The 14,448-nt window shown below is 34.4% G+C and carries 14 protein-coding genes; 7 read left to right on the top strand and 7 right to left on the bottom strand.

The annotated features are described in order from the left end of the window. Nucleotides 1-18: 18 nt before the first annotated feature. Together gldB and gldC are read left to right on the top strand one after the other, a co-directional pair. Nucleotides 19-993 (top strand): gliding motility lipoprotein GldB, encoded by a 975-nt coding sequence (gldB, locus tag Q4566_RS11125; protein ID WP_303421146.1) that lies wholly within the window; start codon nt 19-21, stop codon nt 991-993. Continuing rightward, on the top strand, nt 993-1,331 hold the full coding sequence (gldC, locus tag Q4566_RS11130) for a gliding motility protein GldC (RefSeq protein ID WP_303421148.1): 339 nt from the start codon (nt 993-995) through the stop codon (nt 1,329-1,331). Before gldB ends, gldC begins: the two co-directional genes overlap by 1 nt. On the opposite strand, the gene def is transcribed toward gldC, so the two are convergent. The 7 genes from def to Q4566_RS11170 form a co-directional block, all read right to left on the bottom strand. Further along, entirely contained in the window at nt 1,328-1,954 is a 627-nt protein-coding gene (gene def, locus Q4566_RS11135) for a peptide deformylase (RefSeq protein ID WP_303421150.1), read from the bottom strand. The two genes, gldC and def, sit on opposite strands and share 4 nt — an antisense overlap. A 59-nt stretch (nt 1,955-2,013) precedes the next feature. Further along, a complete protein-coding gene (rodA, locus tag Q4566_RS11140) occupies nt 2,014-3,291 on the bottom strand; it encodes a rod shape-determining protein RodA (protein WP_303421153.1) in 1,278 nt (425 codons plus the stop codon). After that, complete coding sequence (gene mrdA / locus Q4566_RS11145) at nt 3,292-5,229, bottom strand: penicillin-binding protein 2 (RefSeq protein ID WP_303421155.1); 1,938 nt, start codon at nt 5,227-5,229, stop codon at nt 3,292-3,294. 495 nt (nt 5,230-5,724) lie between these two features. After that, nucleotides 5,725-6,549: a rod shape-determining protein MreC gene (gene mreC, locus Q4566_RS11155; RefSeq protein ID WP_303421159.1), complete on the bottom strand. Its 825-nt coding sequence runs from the start codon at nt 6,547-6,549 to the stop codon at nt 5,725-5,727. 18 nt (nt 6,550-6,567) lie between these two features. Next, on the bottom strand, nt 6,568-7,596 hold the full coding sequence (locus Q4566_RS11160; protein WP_303421161.1) for a rod shape-determining protein: 1,029 nt from the start codon (nt 7,594-7,596) through the stop codon (nt 6,568-6,570). Between the two features lie 188 nt (nt 7,597-7,784). Then, nucleotides 7,785-9,317, bottom strand: a complete 1,533-nt coding sequence (purH, locus tag Q4566_RS11165; RefSeq protein ID WP_303421162.1) for a bifunctional phosphoribosylaminoimidazolecarboxamide formyltransferase/IMP cyclohydrolase — start codon at nt 9,315-9,317, stop codon at nt 7,785-7,787. A 217-nt stretch (nt 9,318-9,534) separates the two neighbouring features. After that, on the bottom strand, nt 9,535-9,993 hold the full coding sequence (locus Q4566_RS11170) for a GAF domain-containing protein (protein WP_303421164.1): 459 nt from the start codon (nt 9,991-9,993) through the stop codon (nt 9,535-9,537). Between the two features lie 103 nt (nt 9,994-10,096). Here Q4566_RS11170 and xrtF point away from each other — a divergent pair, with 103 nt between their 5' ends. The 5 genes from xrtF (at nt 10,097) to Q4566_RS11195 (ending at nt 14,333) form a co-directional block, all read left to right on the top strand. Continuing rightward, nucleotides 10,097-10,678, top strand: a complete 582-nt coding sequence (xrtF, locus tag Q4566_RS11175) for an exosortase family protein XrtF (protein WP_303421166.1) — start codon at nt 10,097-10,099, stop codon at nt 10,676-10,678. Continuing rightward, a complete protein-coding gene (locus Q4566_RS11180; protein WP_303421168.1) occupies nt 10,671-11,099 on the top strand; it encodes an exosortase F system-associated membrane protein in 429 nt (142 codons plus the stop codon). The genes xrtF and Q4566_RS11180 overlap by 8 nt, the downstream gene beginning before the upstream one ends. Before the next feature lie 68 nt (nt 11,100-11,167). Next, a complete protein-coding gene (locus Q4566_RS11185; RefSeq protein ID WP_408056949.1) occupies nt 11,168-11,569 on the top strand; it encodes an HYC_CC_PP family protein in 402 nt (133 codons plus the stop codon). A 119-nt stretch (nt 11,570-11,688) separates the two neighbouring features. After that, a complete protein-coding gene (locus Q4566_RS11190) occupies nt 11,689-13,935 on the top strand; it encodes a TonB-dependent receptor (RefSeq protein ID WP_303421172.1) in 2,247 nt (748 codons plus the stop codon). A 35-nt stretch (nt 13,936-13,970) separates the two neighbouring features. Continuing rightward, nucleotides 13,971-14,333 (top strand): heavy-metal-associated domain-containing protein, encoded by a 363-nt coding sequence (locus Q4566_RS11195; protein ID WP_303421174.1) that lies wholly within the window; start codon nt 13,971-13,973, stop codon nt 14,331-14,333. The last annotated feature ends 115 nt before the right edge of the window (nt 14,334-14,448 follow it).

Raw genomic sequence — 14,448 nt, forward strand, 5'->3', positions numbered from 1 at the left:
CTTAATTTATAAAAATTTATGACGTTTAAGTTTTTAATGAAATTATGGATGCTGTTTGTTTTAGTAACAGTGGTTTCTTGTAAAACTGAAGATGCTCTAGAAAATGAGATTGCTAAAATAAACACAGATATTAAGGTAGAACGTTTCGATAGGTTATTTGCGGAAGTGACACCAGAGGGTTTGGAAGACTTGAAAACCGACTACCCTTTTATGTTTTCAAATCGATATCCCGATGAATTTTGGATAGATAAAAAATCAGATTCTCTACAAATTGAGCTGTTTAATGAAGTTCGTAAGTCCTTTTCAGATTTTGAAACGACCGAGTTTGAGATAGAATCCTTATTCAATCACCTAAAATACTATTTCCCAGAGTTCAATACACCAAGGTTGATAACTGTTACGAATGATGTCGATTACCGAAACCGTGTTATTGTTACCGATACCATTGCTGTTATTGCATTAGATGCTTATTTGGGTACCGATCATAAATTCTACGGAAGTATTCCAATGTATTTAAGAGAGGGCTTAAATCAAGGTCAAATTGTAGTTGATTTAGCCGATACGTATTCTGAAAAGTATATTTTTCAGGCGAAGCGTAAATCGTTGCTTGATGAAATGGTTTACTTCGGAAAGCAACTTTATTTCAAGGATGCTGTTATTCCGTTTAAAACAGAAGCTGAGCGCATTGGGTATAGTGAAGCGCAATACGATTGGGCTAAAACCAATGAAAGTTATATTTGGCGTTATTTTGTTGAGCGGGAACTTTTATATAGTACTGACTCAAAGCTACTTACACGATTTATAAATCCAGCCCCTTTTTCAAAATTTTACCTTAAAGATATTGATGCCAATTCACCAGGTCGTGTGGGGCAATATATAGGATGGCAAATTGTTTGCGCCTATATGGAAAACAACGATGTGCCTCTAAAAGATATGCTAATAAAGAGTAGCGAAGACATTTTTAATAATTCAAAGTTTAAACCTAGAAAATAATGGCAAATACACACCAATCTAAAATAGAGCTTAATGTAGAACTTGATGAAAACCGTGTGCCGGAAAAGTTGCATTGGACGGCTCAAGATGGCGGTATTACGAACGAAGAAGCAAAAGCAATGATGCTAGCTGTTTGGGATGCTAAAACTCAAGAAACATTACGTATCGATTTGTGGACAAAAGATATGCCTGTAGACGAAATGAAAGTGTTTTTTCATCAAACTTTAGTGGCAATGAGTGATACGTTTTATAGAGCTACTCAGGATGATAAAATGAGTGCTACTATGAAAGATTTCTGTGATTATTTTGCTGAAAAATTAGAGCTTAAAAAGGACTAATCATTCGTGGTTTTAGTTTTAGCATCTTCCATTTCTTTTTTCAAATGATCGAGATAAAGGATGCCGCTTAGGTGGTCAATTTCATGCTGAAAAATGACAGCAGTAAAAGCTTCTACCGTTTCTTTTTTGTGTTCGTTTTCCATCGTGTCGTATTCGATTTCAATGCGGTTTGACCTGCAATTTAAAACATCACTTCGATTAGGTATTGACAAGCAACCTTCCCTAACGGATTGCTTTTTCTTGGAGTATTTGGTGATTTTCGGATTTAAATAGACTTCAAAAGGCATGTTTTCTTTGTCAAAACGTTGTACCCAAATAATGTTTTTTAAGACGCCTACTTGTGGTGCAGCAATGCCAACACCCATTGAAATGCTGTCTCTAACTGTGGCAAAAAGTCTGCTAACAAAATGCTTTATTGCTGGATTGTTAGGATCTGCTTTTATTGTTCCACTTGGGGTTCGAAGTAAAAGAGAATCTTCTCGGTTTGTGATTTTATAAACGCGCATAGGTGTTAAACTATCGGCACTCATTATTAACTTTGTTTCAGCTTCCGAAAAAGAACGAGAAGACGAACAACTCACAGTTAAAAGTAAAGCCGTTATGAGATAGAATAATGGTTTCATGCGTGAAAATAAGGGTAGTGTAATGCGTTTTTTTAAATTTAATAAAACCAATTCAGAAATTACCATTCATTAATTCTATTGGAATCTAACTTCACAAAAATTAAAATTAATATGGTAAACGCCCATAGTCCGGAACCACCATAACTAAACATGGGTAACGGAATTCCAATGGTTGGAATTAAACCCATAACCATTCCAATATTAATCAAAAAGTGAATGAAAACGATAGCGGCAACACTATACCCGTATATTCTACTGAATTGTGACTTTTGTAATTCAGCCAAATGAAGGATACGCAAAAGGAGTAAAACAAAAGTTATAACCACCAGGCTACTTCCTACAAACCCCCATTCTTCACCAACGGTGCTAAATATATAATCGGTATGTTGCTCTGGAACAAATTTACCCGTGGTTCTTGTACCTTGCATAAAACCTTTTCCCCAGAGACCACCTTTACCAATCGCTTTTTCAGATTCATTAAGGTTATAAGCGAAGGTTTTTTTCATTTGATCAAGTTTGATCGGGTCTTTTTCAAGATTTAACCAAAGGCTAATTCTGTCTTTTTGGTGGGGTTGTAATATGTTATTATAAAATAATTTGATGCTGAAAGATACGGCAATAGCTACGGCTAACATCATGATAATATGATGAACTCGAAATTTTCTTTTATTGAAAAAGTAGATGGCAATGGCTACAAAAACGGCAATAATTGACGTGATCACAGCTCCGAATTTTAATGATAAAATAGCGATAAGAATTAATGAAACCGCAATATTTAAATAGTATTTAGGAAGACCTTCACGGTATAAAACAAAAAAGAAAGCACCGTAAACAATAGTACTTCCTGTATCGTTTTGTAGTAAAACTAAAATGGCAGGGGTAATGATGATTGCAAATACCTTTATCTGGTCTTTAAAGAAGGTTAAATTGGTGTTTAAATCACTTACGAACTTAGCAACTGCCAGAGCTGTTGCAGCTTTAGCAAATTCGCTGGGTTGGAGTGTGAAACTTCCAATACCATACCAGGAAGTTGCGCCGTTTACATTTTTACCAAATACAAATAAACCGACGAGCGAAAGCATGGAAATAACGTATATCACACTGGCAAAGCGTTCGTAGAATTTAGCATCAATTGCGAGTAGCAGTGTTATTAATAGTATGGTGCAAAAGATGAAAACGAGTTGTTTTCCAAACGGCTGAGAAAAGTCGAAATAATTAACCTCGGTTCCTACATGGGAAGCTGATAGTATATTTAGCCACCCAAAGCCAACTAAGCAAAAGAACAGTAGAATTGTAATCCAATCGAATTTAAAGTGTCTATTCGTTTCTCTAACCATTTATTTGTCAGGGTTATTTATTTGTTCAAGCAAGGCTCTTAATTCGGCATATTCTTCATCGTCGACCACTTGAAATGCAGAACGTCCGTTTATTCCAAAGGGTTTGCCCGAATAAGGTTTAGCGTATTCATCCTCTAAGCTGTGTTTTAGAATCCAAGTTTCTAAATCGGTTCTGGTGATGGTGTCTCTTAAATGTTTCTCAATCATTAAACTGGCGATTTTACCTGCGTATCTACTTCCCCAGTAACCGTTTTCAACAAAGACAGAGATTGCAATTTTAGGATTTTCTTTGGGAGCAAAAGCTAAAAAGATCGAATGATCTGTTAATTGTACTTTAGTACTATCCAGTTTTATAAAATTTTCAACTGTTCCTGTTTTTCCACAAATATCAATGCCTCTAACTTGTAGAGAGGCTGCTGTACCTCGTTTGTAAACTTCATGCATACCTTCAACAACGGGATCAAAGTGTTGGCTGTCTATAGTTGTATACTTGGGTTTTGTAAATTGTTCAGGTAAAGTTTCGTCTTCTATATTTTTTATAATATGCGGGGTGTAAAAGTAGCCTCTATTAGCTATAGCTGCTGCCATATTAGCCAATTGTATTGGTGTGGTAGCTACTTCCCCTTGGCCGATGGCATTGGAAACGGTATAGCTGGAATAGAATGTTTTCGGATAGGCATATTTATAGTACTCACGGTCTGGTATTCTACCTTTCTGACCAACAAATAGGTCGTTATTCAAGAACTCACCTAAACCGAAACTTTTTGCATGTTCGCTCCAAACGTTGATGCCTTCTGAAGCATTACCATTTTTATCCAATATTTTGCGGTACATGGTTGCAAAATAGGCATTACAAGAATGTTGTATTCCCGATATCATGTTGTTCCTTGTTCCGCTAGCACAGTGACATTTCATGAAACTTCTTCCGTAATGATAGCCGCGGTAACAAGTAACAGTTTCCTTTGGTGTTGTCACACCTTCTTGTAATGATATTAACGCATTCATTAATTTAAACGGTGATCCAGGGGCATAAACTCCTTGTAAACTTCTATTAAAAAGCGGTTTGGCTATGGAGTCGTTGTAGAGTTTTGTAAAGTTTTTTGATCTGTCTCTTCCTACCAAAAGATTAGGGTCGTAAGTAGGCGCAGCGACCATAGCTAAGATTTCTCCTGTTGCTGGTTCTATCGCAATAACACCACCACGTTTGTTGCGCATTAATAGTTCACCGTAAGCTTGCAAATCCGAGTCAATCGTAATTGTAATGTCTTTACCTGGTTCTGGTATGGTATCAAATTCTCCGTTTTTATAAGGACCGATATTTCTATTAAAGCGATCTTTTTGGATAAATTTAATTCCTTTCACACCTCGAAGCGTATTTTCGTATGAAGCTTCTATGCCTTGTTTTCCTATTAAGTCCCCCATTCTATAGTAGGGGTCATTTTCGATGGTTCTATTATTTACTTCTCCAAGGTCACCAAGTACATTGGCGCCTATGCTTGCTTCGTAATGTCTAAGGGAACGTTTCTGAATATAAAATCCATGAAACTTTCGCATTTTTTCTTGTAATACAGCGTAGTCTTCTTTGGATAAATGAGATACAAAAACAGAAGGCAGTCTTGGAGAGTAATGTTTAGATTTCTCGTATTTAGCTAAAAATTGATCTTTAGTGATCTTTAATAAATTACAAAACTCTAAAGTATCTAATGGTTCTACTTCTCTTGGGATAACCATCACATCATAAGAGGGCTGGTTGGAAACCAGGAGTTTGCCGTTTCTGTCGAAAACAAAACCTCTTTTAGGGTAATCGTAAACTTTTCTAATGGCGTTATCAGCAAAGAGGCTGTGTGATCCTGTGGTGTAAACTTGAAGGTAAAAGAGCCTCGCAATGAATATGAGTCCAACAACAATTATAGAAATGAAAAGTAAAAATTGTCTCATTTTATTTTTTTACTAAATATGATAGTGAGTATGATGCTTAATAAAATAGTGAATATACTTGAAAACAACGTTTTTTCTAGTATTAATATTATCTTAGAAAAGCTAAATATCTCTAAAGTAAATAGAACAAAATGGTGCGTAAAGGTTAACAATGTAAAATAGGTAAGTTTTGAACTGAACTCAATTGTATTGAATTTTAAAATTTGGTGTTCGAACATCGTTCCAAAGGCAAATTTTAAAAACACTGGTCGAGCGTAGGCAATAAATACAGAAGCTCCGGCGTGTATACCTCCAGAATCTTGAAAGATATCTATTATCATTCCTAATAAAAAACTTAAAAAAATTATCGTAATACGATTATTTTTTATCGGGTATAATGCAATGAATAAGATATAAATGTAAGGGTTTATATAGCCTAAAAAATTGATGTGGTTTAGTATTAAAACCTGTAACAAGATTAAGATAATAAAACGGACGGTATGTACGGATAGAATACTATTCATCGGCGCTTTCTCTTTGTAGGCTTTTAATTTCTTCGGTATGTAAATTTTCAATAATATAAACGTGTTCTAAATCGGTCATATCGTTGAATAATTTTACTTGAACTTCGTAATAGTTTTCAGTTTGATCTAATTTAAAATCATTAACGATACCTATTTGAATACCTTTTGGAAATATAGAAGAGCGTCCCGATGTAATGATTGTATCTCCTGGCTGAACCGGTGCAATTTTAGGAATATCAATAAGTTTTATATATTCAGGAGAAACACCTTCCCAAACTAAAGTTCCAAAATGATTCGTCTTTTTTAATTGGGCACTAATACGACTGGTTGTATTTAAAATAGAAAGTACACTGGAGTAATTAGCACTGGTTTTTTCAATAATTCCAATAATACCTTTTGAAGAAATAACACCAAGATCTTGTTGGATACTGTCTTTCTTTCCTTTGTTAAGGGTAAGAATATTATTAGTAATGGAGTAGCTGTTTTTAATAACCTGTGCAGAATATACACGGTAATCATTTTTGTACGAAGCCGTATCTATATACGTTGAATCATCAAGCGATTCAGTATTATACAATAAGTCGCGTAAGGCACGATTTTCTTCAGCTAATAAATCATTTTGTGAATTTAAATTCATATAACGACTTATGTGATGAAATGATTTGTAAAAACCACCCGTGAAGAAATTTGCCGAATTAATAAATTTACTAGTATGGTAAGAGTGTGATAAAATTGTGAAAGTAAGCGCAATACAAAACAGAAACAAAAACAACAAAAAGTTTTTAAACCGAATTATAAAATTAATAATTTGTTGCATGGTATTTTATAAAGGTTCTTATTTTATCAATATGCTTTTGAATTTAGGTAAGTTTTTAAGTGTTATACCAGTACCTCTAACTACGGCACGTAAAGGATCTTCAGCAATGTAAACCGGTAAATCTGTTTTTTGAGATAAACGTTTGTCTAAACCACGAAGCATCGAACCTCCTCCTGCTAAGTAAATACCAGTGTTGTATATATCGGCAGCTAATTCTGGAGGCGTTTGAGATAGGGTTTCCATAACCGCATCTTCAATTCTTAAAATTGATTTATCTAAGGCTTTGGCGATTTCTCTATAAGAAATTTGAACCTGTTTAGGTTTTCCTGTAAGCAAATCACGCCCTTGAACGCTCATGTCTTCTGGAGGTAACTCTAAATCTTCAGTGGCTGCACCAATTTGAATTTTTATTTTTTCAGCAGTACGTTCACCCACATATAAATTGTGCTGTGTACGCATGTAATAAACAATATCACTTGTAAATACATCACCTGCAATTTTAACCGATTTATCGCAAACAATACCACCCAAAGCGATAACGGCAATTTCTGTAGTACCACCACCTATATCTACCACCATGTTTCCTTTAGGTTGCATGATGTCTACCCCAATACCAATAGCCGCAGCCATAGGCTCGTGAATTAAATAAACTTCTTTACCATTAACACGTTCGGCACTTTCTTTAACCGCACGCATTTCAACCTCAGTAATTCCTGAAGGAATACAAATAACTAAACGTAACGCAGGGGTGAAGAATTTCTTTTTTAAAGCAGGTATGTTTTTAATAAACATACTCATCATTTGTTCCGAAGCATCAAAATCGGCAATTACACCATCTTTTAATGGTCGAATTGTTTTAATATTTTCATGGGTTTTACCTTGCATTAAGCTGGCTTCTTGGCCAACTGCAATAATTTTTCCTGAAACCCTATCACGAGCTACTATAGAAGGCGCATCAACAACTACTTTGTCGTTGTGTATAATAAGAGTATTGGCGGTACCTAAATCTATCGCAATTTCCTCGGTTAGGAAGTCAAAAAAGCCCATGTGCTATTAAATGTTTTAAAGTAGTTGATAACGAATTCCGTAAATGTAATAAAAGTATATAAATATACACGATTTACGCCGTCCATTTTATGATTAAAATATAGGTTCAGAGTGTTATACGTTTTTCATCGGTTTTTAGACGGTTAGAAACGCGAATAAAAACCGATGAGACGTAATATTGTGATTTTTTAATGTTTGAAATGACGTGTTCCTGTCATCACCATAGCCACATCATTAGCGTTACAATAATCGATGCTTAATTGATCTTTAATAGATCCTCCTGGTTGAATAACAGAGGTAATTCCAGCATTTTTAGCAATTTCTACACAGTCAGGGAAAGGGAAGAATGCATCACTCGCCATGGCAGCGCCTTTTAAATCGAAGTTAAAAGATTCTGCTTTGTGAATGGCTTGTTGTAAAGCATCTACACGACTTGTTTGTCCGGTTCCACTAGCACAAAGTTGATTGTCTTTAACTAAAACAATGGTGTTCGATTTCGTGTGCTTACAAATTTTTGAAGCAAATAATAAATCGGCTACTTGACCATCCGTAGGCGCTAAAGTAGTCACGTTTGTTAAACCTTCAGCAGTATCTGTAATGTTATTTCTGTCTTGAACTAAAACACCGTTTAAACAGCTTCTTACGTTTGTTTTTGGTAATTCAATATCGTGAATGACTAATAAGATTCTATTCTTTTTTCCTTGAAGTAATTCTTGCGCTTCCGCGGAAAATGAAGGTGCGATAACTACTTCACAGAATAATTTATGGATTTCTTCAGCCGTAGCTAAATCAATTTCTTTATTACTAATTAAAACACCACCAAAAGCAGAAACTGGATCTCCAGCTAAAGCATCAACATAAGCTTGGTGTAAGGTGTCACGTTGCGCTAAACCACAAGCGTTGTTATGTTTTAAAATGGCGAATGTTGGTGCGTCATTTTTGAATTCATTCATTAAATTAACCGCTGCATCAACATCTAATAGGTTGTTGTAGCTTAATTCTTTTCCGTGAAGTTTTGTGAATAATTCATCAAAATTTCCGAAGAAAAATCCTTTTTGGTGTGGGTTTTCACCGTAACGTAATGTTTTACCGTTTTGATCACTTATTTTTAAAACAGTTTCTTCATTATTTTGATTGAAATAGTTGAAGATTGCTGTGTCATAATGAGAAGATACGTTGAATGCTTTTCCAGCAAAACGTTTTCTGTCTTCTTCAGAAATACTTCCGTTATTAGCAGAAATAAGTTCTAAGAATTCAGCATAATCATTAACTGAAGATACACAAATAACATCTGCATAATTTTTAGCTGCAGCACGGATTAAAGAAATACCTCCGATATCGATTTTTTCAATAATATCTTGGTTGCTAGCACCAGAAGCCACTGTTTTTTCAAACGGGTATAAATCAACAATCACCACATCAATTTGTGGAATTTCGTATTCGGCTAACTCAGCAACATCACCATCATGGTTTTGTCTGTTTAAAATACCTCCAAAAACCTTAGGGTGTAATGTTTTTACGCGACCACCAAGAATAGAAGGGTATGAAGTAACATCTTCAACAGGAACAACTTTGATACCTAAATCGTTAATAAATTTTTCTGTACCACCAGTAGAATAAATGGTAACACCTTGTTTGTCAAGTTCTTTAACTATTGGTTCTAAGCCATCTTTACTGAATACTGAAATTAAGGCAGATTTAATTGTTTTCTCGTTGCTCATTTCTATTGTGTTATGTTTTTTAATTATTTGTTTTAAAAATAATTTGATCGTGTTTATCAGCGCTTTACACTGAGTTTTGAAAATAAGTGCAAAAGTACTTATTTCTTCTAAAAAACAAGCTTTGATTTCTTAAAAAAGGTTATACTTTGTGCAATAAAGCCGAGAAATTAAACACTTAACAATGAATATGAATTAAAGTTTCTGTTATAATTTTGAGTTAAGGAAGGATGGAGGCTACTTTTTCGCAAACAAACTCTAAAAATGGTTCGTCAAATTCTGTAAAAGGGTCAGGGGTGTTGGAGTCAATATCAATTTGACCAATGTTTTCGCCGTTTTTGAAAATAGGAACTACAATTTCAGCTTTTACCGTAATGCTGCACGCGATGTAATTATCTTGGGCTTTAACATCGGGCACCACAAAATTTTTGTTGCTTAAAGCAACTTGTCCGCAAATCCCTTTTCCAAAAGGAATCACGGTGTGGTCTGTAGGTTCGCCAACATAAGGGCCTAAATGAAGTTCTTCTTTTTTGGCGTCACTGAAATAAAAACCAACCCAATTGTAGTAATCGATGCTTTTTTCTAATAGTTCGCAAATACTATATAGGCGCTCGTCTACAGTTTTTATGTCATTAGAGACTATGGCTTCTATTTGAGGTTTTAGTTGTTCAAAAATCATAATTTCAAAAGGTTTTGGTAAAAGTATTTAAAATGGCGTAATTTGAAAATTGATTAAGATAACATTAATAGATTTCTTTAACTAAAAGTACATAGCAGCGCGTTTGAACAATATAAGTGCTGATAACATACCCTTGAAAGCCTTATTCATTAAATACAAATCGGTTATAAAGTTCATGCTTACTTTTTTAGGGGTGTATGTGGCTTTGTCTGTAATTTATAGCTTTTATTTAGAGTTTTCTGATGGTTCAATATATTATCCAGATTATTTTACCAATCTCGTTGGTTTACAAACAAGTGAGTTGTTAGAGTTTTTTGGTTATCAAAGTGAAGTATTAAAACACCCTAACGAACCATCTTTAAAATTGCTTCTAAATGGTGAATATTTAGCACGTATAGTTGAAGGTTGTAATGCCTTAAGCGTTATTATATTATTTATCTCTTTTATAATTGCTTTTTCCGGTACGTTCAAAATAACTACTATTTACATTTTGTCTGGAAGTGTGTTGATTTATATCGTTAATTTATTGCGTATCGCAGTTTTGGCTATAGGTCTGTATCTTTTCCCTGAATACGAAGAGGTTTTGCATAACGTGGTATTTCCTGGTATTATTTATGGTATGGTGTTTTTACTTTGGGTGATTTGGGTGAATCGTTTTTCTAAACTTAAGAAAAAGCATGTCTAGAGCGTATAAAATATTAGCCTTGTCTTTTTTGTTTTTGATGCTGATTTTAATTCGGTTTTTTGAAGACACTCTGTTTTACGACCCGTATTTAAGTTTTTTTGAAAATGATTATTTGTATATCGATAGTCCGCGTAGAGAAGTGGCCAAACTTGTTGGGTTTACAACATTGCGGTATGTTTTAAATGCAGTTATTTCTTTAGCTATAATTTATGTGGTTTTCTTAGATAAAAGTATGGTTAAGTTATCTGCGGTTGTTTATGTACTTGTCTTTATAATTTTAATGTCTGCTTATTTATACTTCGTGATTCGTCCCAGACAAGAAGACTATTATATGTTTTTTAATATGCGTCGTTTTTTAATTCAACCCATTATTTTAATTTTATTATTACCTGCGTTTTATTACCATAAGCTTAAAAGTTGATGGTGTATCAAAATGTTAAAGCGGTAATAAAAAGTTTATAGGAATATTCAATTTTGTACTTTTGTATGGTGTTAAAGACAATTTTACATAAAGGTTTTACAAGTATACTAGCATTGCTGGTGTTGTTTTCAACGGTATCTTTTACCATTGAAAAGCATTTCTGTGGTGATGTTTTAGTTGATGTTTCGGTTTTTGTCGAAGCCGATAAATGTGAAATGGAAGCCTTAGAAATACTTCAGAAGAAAACCTGCTGTAAAGACGAAATGAATGTTGTTCAAGGGCAAGATGAACTAACAATTTCTTCTTACGACGATTTAGAGTTTGAGCAGCAACAATTTCTTTATGCTTTTACACACAGTTATATTTTTGGTTTTGAAAGCCTAGAAAAGCATGAGATTCCACATAAAAATTATGCTCCTCCAAAACTGGTTACCGATATTCAGGTTTTAGACCAGGTTTTTATCATTTGATTTTATATTCATTGTAACCTTTTAAAAAGGATACTCTTCATGTTGTGCATGTAGAGTACAGGTCTATTTTCAATTTGTGGAAATAGTTAGTGAATAATATAAAATCAAATTTTAATTCAATGAAACATATATTTTATGTGCTTTTACTAGTGCCTACGATGTTCTTTTCTCAAGAGCAGCTTGAAGGTGTTATTTTAGAAGCAAATAATGAAAATAAAAATCTGTTGTTACCCGGAGCTAATGTCTATTGGCTCAATACGACGGTTGGAGCTGTAACCAATATTGATGGTGAGTTCAGCATACCTTATAAACCAGAATATAAAAAACTGGTGATAAGTTATATCGGGTTTAAAACAGATACCATTACTGTTAATTCTACAAAGCCAGTTAAACACTGGCTTGAGCCCACCGATAATTTAGATGCGGTTACTATAAAATCGCGAAAACAAGCCACATCCAAATCATATTTAAAAGCTACAAACACATTTACCGTTAGCAGTGATGAGTTGCTTAAAGCGGCCTGCTGTAACCTCGCAGAGAGTTTTGAAACCAACCCGTCCATTGATGTGAACTTTGCCGATGCGGTTACAGGAACACGCCAAATTAAAATGTTGGGTCTTACGAGTCCGTATATTTTAATAGCCACTGAAAACATTCCTTCCATTCGTGGCGCTTCACAGGCATTCGGATTAAGCTTTATCCCAGGAACTTGGGTGGAAAGTATTCAAATCACCAAAGGAGCGGGGAGTGTTGTAAATGGATATGAAAGCATAGCAGGACAAATTAATGCCGAATTAGTAAAGCCACTAACAGATGATAAAGTGTTTGTAAATGTGTATGGCGCTTCCAGTCAGCGTATGGAAATTAACACCCATATCAACACAAAAGTGAGTGACAAATGGGATACCGGATTGTATTTACACGGAAACTCACACAATGCGGAACACGATGTGAATCATGATGGTTTTCTTGATATGCCCAAATACAACCAAATAAACCTTATGAACCGTTGGCAGTATACTAATGCTGAAAAAGGCTTGGTAAGTTTCATCAATTTAAAGTTTCTAAATGATGAAAAGCAAACAGGGGAGTTAGATTTTGATCCGAATACGGATAAACTGACTACAAACGCTTGGGGAAGTGAAATTGATACTAAACGTTATGAGGTTTCAGGGAAGTTTGGTTATGTGAATCCGAATATTCCTTATCAGAAAATTGGCGTTCAAGCGGCGTTTAGCAGTCATGAGCAAGAATCTTATTTTGGTTTAAATCAATACGATATCACACAGAATAGTTTATACACCAGTGCGATGTATAGTTCGATTATTAGCGATTCCAGACACAAAATTAAAACAGGGTTGAGCTACACTTATGATCATTATGATGAGTTTTTAGTAGCTTCAAATCTTGACTCAAATTATGAGCGTACTGAATATGACGTTGGTGCTTTCTTTGAATATAACTATGATAATTTAGAAAAACTGAATTTAACAGCAGGTATTCGTATTGATCATAATAATTTATTAGGTACGTTTATTACGCCGAGGTTTCATGCGAAATATACGCCTTGGGAAAAATCAGCATTTCGAATGTCTTTCGGAAGAGGTAAACGTAGTGCTAATATTTTTGCTGAAAATCAACAGATGTTTGCGACGTCTAGAACCTTTAATATTCAGAATTCAAACGGAAACATTTATGGTTTAGATCCTGAAATTGCTTGGAATTATGGCATATCCTATTTACAAGGCTTTAATTTATTCGGAAGAAAAGCCGATATCACTTTAGACTATTACAAAACCGATTTTACCAACCAGGTGGTTGTCGATTATGAAAACCCTTTAGAAGTCAATTTTTATAACTTAGAAGGAAAGAGTTACGCTAATAGTTTTCAAGCTGAATTAAATTACAACGCTTTTGAACATTTCGATGTCAGATTGGCTTATAAATATTATGAAGTGAAAACCCAGTTCGAGTCAGGGTTGTTAGATAAGCCATTGGTGCCAAAACATCGTTTTTTTGCTAATGCTTCCTATGAAACAGCGCCAAAAGAAAATGGTGGGCATTGGAAGTTTGATGCCACGTTTAACTGGTTAGGCGAACAGCGTTTTTCTTCCACAGCAAGTAATCCGGTAGCTTATCAACTTCCAGATTATACACCAACCTTATCAACTTTAAATGCACAAGTGACTAAGGTGTTTTCGCCTAAATTTGAAATCTATGTAGGGGGAGAGAATATTACCAACTTAAGGCAATCAAACCCTATTTTAGCGGCAAACGATCCTTTTGGATCAAATTTTGACACTACTTTTGTGTATGGTCCTATTTTTGGAAGTCTGTATTATGCAGGTTTTCGGTTAAAAATATAATTCAAATTAATAAACTATTAAAACCTATAAAAAAAATGAAAAAAGTAATTATTGTATTCATGCTCCTTGTTGGGACTGTGTCATTCGCACAAAATAAAAACGCTAGAGCTTCTATTGAAGTCGACGGCGTATGTTTAATGTGCAAAACTAGAATTGAAAAAGCCTGTTTTAAAACCAAAGGTGTAAAATCTGCCGTTTGGGATGTTAACACACATGAGCTTGCTTTAATCTATGACGAAAGAAAAACAAATCTAGAAGCTATTGAAGCTAGTGTGTTAGAAGTAGGCCATGATACTAAAGATTTAAAAGCTACTGATGAAGCTTATAACAGTGTACATCCTTGCTGTAAGTATCGTGACGAAGCTGTTCAAGACGATCATAAAGAAGAAGAGGAATAAATTGAACACCTTTTAAGTAAAATCTTGTGGTTAGCGCTACAAGTAGAAATTCATAATAAAATCTCAGGTTAATTTTTAATCTGAGATTTTTTTTATAGTTATATCTGGTGGTTTA

The organism is Tamlana sp. 2_MG-2023 (genome assembly GCF_030548465.1).
Taxonomy (GTDB): Bacteria; Bacteroidota; Bacteroidia; order Flavobacteriales; family Flavobacteriaceae; genus Pseudotamlana.